The 384-nt window shown below is 64.8% G+C and carries 1 pseudogene; it reads left to right on the top strand.

From position 1 onward, the window contains the following. Nucleotides 1–305 (top strand): annotated as a pseudogene (locus tag JWG43_RS21220) (PAS domain-containing protein); the annotation flags it as partial. Between the last annotated feature and the right edge of the window lie 79 nt (nucleotides 306–384).

The following is a 384-nucleotide window of genomic DNA, read 5'->3' as shown; positions in this document are numbered from 1 at the left end:
TCCACGAACTGGCGACCAACGCCGCCAAATACGGTGCGCTTTCCGAGCGTGGCGGCGTGGTGACCCTGACGACGGAACGGCAGGAGGACCGCTTCGTCCTGACCTGGTCGGAAACGGGCGGTCCGGTCGTCCAGGGCATGCCGCAACGCACCGGCTTCGGTTCGTCCCTGGCCAGCCTGTCGGTTGAGGGACAGCTCGGCGGGCGTTTGTCGCGCGAATGGCGGCCAGAGGGGCTCCAGGTCATCGTGGACCTGCCGGCGACGGCCCTGTCCAGGCGCCGCGCGGCAGGCGGATACTCAAATTAGTCTTCTATTGAAACCTATCCCTCACACTGACGTTACGTACGCTCCCGAGCACTGATTGAACCCATGACTGCGCGTATCC

This window comes from Desulfobulbus alkaliphilus (genome assembly GCF_016918545.1).
GTDB lineage: Bacteria > Desulfobacterota > Desulfobulbia > Desulfobulbales > Desulfobulbaceae > Desulfobulbus > Desulfobulbus alkaliphilus.
This window is presented reverse-complemented; position numbering and strand designations above follow the sequence as displayed.